The following is a 3,524-nucleotide window of genomic DNA, read 5'->3' as shown; positions in this document are numbered from 1 at the left end:
CTGGCCTGGTAGAACCTCGCGCGGACCCCCGTCTCCCTCATCGCATCGAGGAGGCGAACGGTGCCGAGCCCGGTGACCTCCGCGGTGTACTCGGGGAGGTCGAAGCTCGTCCGGACGTGGCTCTGGGCCCCCAGGTTGTAAATCTCGTCCGGCTGAACCTTCGCCAGCAGCCGGCTGAGGACGCTGCTGTCCGTGAGGTCGCCGTAATGGAGCAGCAGCCGCACGTCGTCGTGGTGCGGATCCTCGTACAGGTGCTCGATGCGCTCGGTGTTGAAGCTGGAGGAACGCCGGATCACGCCGTGCACCTCGTACCCCTTCGCGAGAAGCAGCTCGGCGAGGTAGCTCCCGTCCTGTCCGGTGATACCGGTGATCAGCGCCTTCTTCATCCCTCTCCGCTCACTTCCTGGCCTTCCGAGGCCTCGACGGGAGTCCGGGTCGCAGCCGAGTGCTCCCGATACCATTCCACGGTCTCGCGCAGACCCTCCTCGAAAGGCACCTGCGCCCGGAAGCCGAAGGCGTCCAGGGCGCGGCTCGTATCGAGGCAGCGCCGGGGCTGGCCGTCGGGCTTGCTCGCGTCGTATGCGAGGCGCCCGTCGAAGCCCACCACGTCCGCGATGCGCGCCGCCAGGTCGCGGATGGTTATCTCGTCTCCCGTGCCCACGTTGACCGGCTCCGCACCGTCATAGTGCTCGGCCGCCAGCAGCACCGCCCTCGCGCAGTCGTCGACATACAGGAACTCGCGCGAGGCCTTTCCCGTCCCCCAGAGGACCACCTCGTCACGACCTTCTTCGACGGCCTCCACCATCTTGCGGATGAGCGCCGGAATGACGTGGCTCGAGGCCGGATCGAAGTTGTCGCGCGGACCGTACAGGTTCACGGGAAGCAGATACACGCCGTTGAAACCGTACTGCGCCCGATACGCCTGCAGCTGCACGAGCAGCGCCTTCTTGGCGATACCGTACGGCGCGTTCGTCTCCTCCGGATACCCGTTCCACAGATCGGCCTCGCGAAACGGGACCGGTGTGTGCTTGGGATACGCGCAGATCGTGCCGAGCTGAACGAACTTCTCGATCCCCGCCCGTCGGGCCTCCTCGATCATGTGGACACCCATGACCATGTTGGCGTAGAAGAAGCGCCCGGGTTGCTCTCGATTGGCGCCGATTCCGCCCACCTCGGCCGCGAGGTGAATAATGACGTGCGGCGCTGAATCCCGGATCACCTCCCGGACGGCCTCCGTGTCCGTCAGATCGTACTCGGAGATGCTCGGCGCCACGACGTGACCGGCCCCGAGGCGATCCAGTCGATCCAGGATGTGCGATCCGAGAAAGCCGTGGCCGCCGGTGACCAGCACCCTGCGCTCCGCCCAGAACTCCGGCGTGTTGATTCTCTCCTGCGCGCCTTCGCCCCTCATCATGCGGAGCGCCCCGTCGCCGTCTCGGACTCCAGGACCGCTTCGTCCAGCTCGACCTTGAGGGCCTGCCCGATGGCTCTCACCCCGATCTGGATCAACACCCGCCCGGCGGCCCGGTGCTCCAGGACCCGTCCACGGACCCCGGCGAAGGGACCGGACTGAACGACGATGCGGTCGCCCACGTCGATGATCGGCTCGGGGGTCGGCACGACGCCCGTCTCGGCCAGGCAGGCCGCGAAGCGCCGAACGTTGGCGATCTCCTCGTCACGGATCGGAGCGGGTCGCCCCTGGACCCCGATCACGCGGACGGCGCCCGGCGCGGAGAGAACCGATGACGCCTGTCCGGCCTCGAACCGCACGAACACGTATCCGGGGAACAGGGGCCAGCGAACCGTCTTCTTCCGGTCGTGCCACTGGCTCTCGCGGGGCACGAGCGGCAGGAAGACCTCGAAGCCGCGCTGGTCCAGTGCCTCGGCCAGGCGCTTTTCGTGCCGCGAGCGGGTGTAGAGTGCATACCAGGGTCGTTCGTCTTCCAAGCTGAATCTTCCTCTTGAATCCGAGTCTTCTCCACGGCGATTCCAGCGACCTGCCGTGGCCTCCGGGCGCACTTCGTGCCCGTGAGTAACAGGCGGCTTTGCGCGGTCCGAAGACCGTCGAGCCGCACCGGTCACTCCACCGGGTCGTTCGATCCGAGGTCCCGCGCCGATGGCGCTGCCGCTCCCTTTCGTCGGGCCCGGCAGGGACCTCCATGGTGTCGCGACGGCGGGAGCAAGAATCAATCCCGTCGCCTGTTGCATCGTAACGCTATTTCAGGCAGCGTGTTATGGTCGGTGTCGCTGCAAATCCCGGGTCGTGTGTTGCGTGCCTGCAACACCCTGCATTGTAACCCCATCGGCGCATTTCGAAACGGGGCGTCACAGCCCCGGATAGGGCAGCTCCACGCGAAACACCGTTCCCGTGCCTTCGCGGCTCCGAACCTCCAGTCGTCCACCCGCCGCGTCGACGAAGCGGGAGCTGATCGTCAGGCCGAGTCCGCGGGTCCATCCTCGCGTCTCTCCGGGCCACCGGTCGTCGGTGATCGCCAGGAGGCGACGCAGCGTTTCGACGTCCGTCCCCTGCCGATCATCGCCGACCTCGATGATCAGGATTCCCTCCTCGGTGTCGCTGAAATCGAGCGTCACCGTTCCGCCGCTGTCGACCGCCTCGATCGCGTTCGACACCAGGTTGAGGAGCACGCGGCTGAGGAGCCGCTGGTCTCCCCGCCGCAGGCCCTCCGCTTCCAACCGGGTGACGACCGTCACGTCCCGGTGCGTGGAGAGCGGACCGACGAGGTTTCGCACCTCCTCCACCACGGTTTCGAGCGAAAACGAGCTCTCGACCACCGTGATCCGCTCGTGTCCCGAGCCGAGACGGGCGAAGTCGATCAGGTCGTTGGCCATCCGCACCAGCGTTTCCGCCGCCGTGTAGAGCACGTCCACCTGGTGCGACTGCGCCTCGGTGAGCGGACCGCTCCGCTCGGTCCTCAGCGCGTCGGCGAGAAAGAGGACCGAATTGAGGGGCGACCGGAGGTCGTGCGATACGTCCTGGACCATCCGGCGGTGGGCCTGTGACACCTTCCGGAGGCTCTCCGTGGCCGCCTCCAGCAACGATCGGTCGATCGCTTCTCCGAGGGCGACCCGGGTCTCCTCGTCGAGCGGTTCGGCCGCCCCGGCTTCGTGCAGGTAGCGGCGAAAGGCCTGCGCCACGGCCCATGCCTCTTCGAGCTGAAGCCCCGAGTGCCAGGCGGGGCGAGGGTCTTCCTCCGCCCCGGCTGGCATCACGCGGACGGACCGTGGAGCCCCGAACAGGTGGATTGCCAGCCCTTCCCCGGCTTCGCGGAACCGCTCCGGGAGAGCGCCGATCAGGTCGTCGAACCGCCGGGTGCGGTCTGAACTCGGAGCCGCACCCGAACCGGACCCGCCGGCGGGTTCGGAGGCGCGCCGTCCGGTTCGTGCCGGGGGGCCGTGTCGGGACGCGGCTTGATCGGACATGCTCAGGACGTGAAGGCTTCTCGGGCCAGGTTGTGCTTGTCCATCAGACGGTACAGCGTCGTACGGTCGATCCCCGCCTGGCG

4 protein-coding genes are annotated in these 3,524 nt (G+C 67.5%); all 4 read right to left on the bottom strand.

Annotated elements, in window-relative coordinates; translation table 11 throughout:
• Positions 1–386: GDP-mannose 4,6-dehydratase (locus AC36XV_RS09995; RefSeq protein ID WP_492203536.1), on the bottom strand; the 386-nt coding region annotated here is incomplete at its 3' end.
• Positions 383–1,414 carry a GDP-L-fucose synthase family protein gene (locus AC36XV_RS09990; RefSeq protein WP_492203535.1) on the bottom strand — a complete coding sequence of 344 codons (1,032 nt, stop codon included), beginning with the start codon at positions 1,412–1,414 and terminating at the stop codon, positions 383–385. The genes AC36XV_RS09990 and AC36XV_RS09995, both read right to left, overlap by 4 nt.
• On the bottom strand, positions 1,411–1,947 hold the full coding sequence (gene nusG / locus AC36XV_RS09985; protein WP_492203534.1) for a transcription termination/antitermination protein NusG: 537 nt from the start codon (positions 1,945–1,947) through the stop codon (positions 1,411–1,413). The genes AC36XV_RS09990 and nusG overlap by 4 nt, the downstream gene beginning before the upstream one ends.
• Positions 1,948–2,325: 378 nt before the next feature.
• Entirely contained in the window at positions 2,326–3,228 is a 903-nt protein-coding gene (locus AC36XV_RS09980; protein ID WP_492203537.1) for a sensor histidine kinase, read from the bottom strand.
• Positions 3,229–3,524 lie beyond the last annotated feature (296 nt).

Source organism: Candidatus Benthicola sp. (assembly GCF_058719085.1).
Note: the sequence above shows the minus strand (reverse complement) of the source record. Positions and strands in the feature narration are given on the sequence as shown.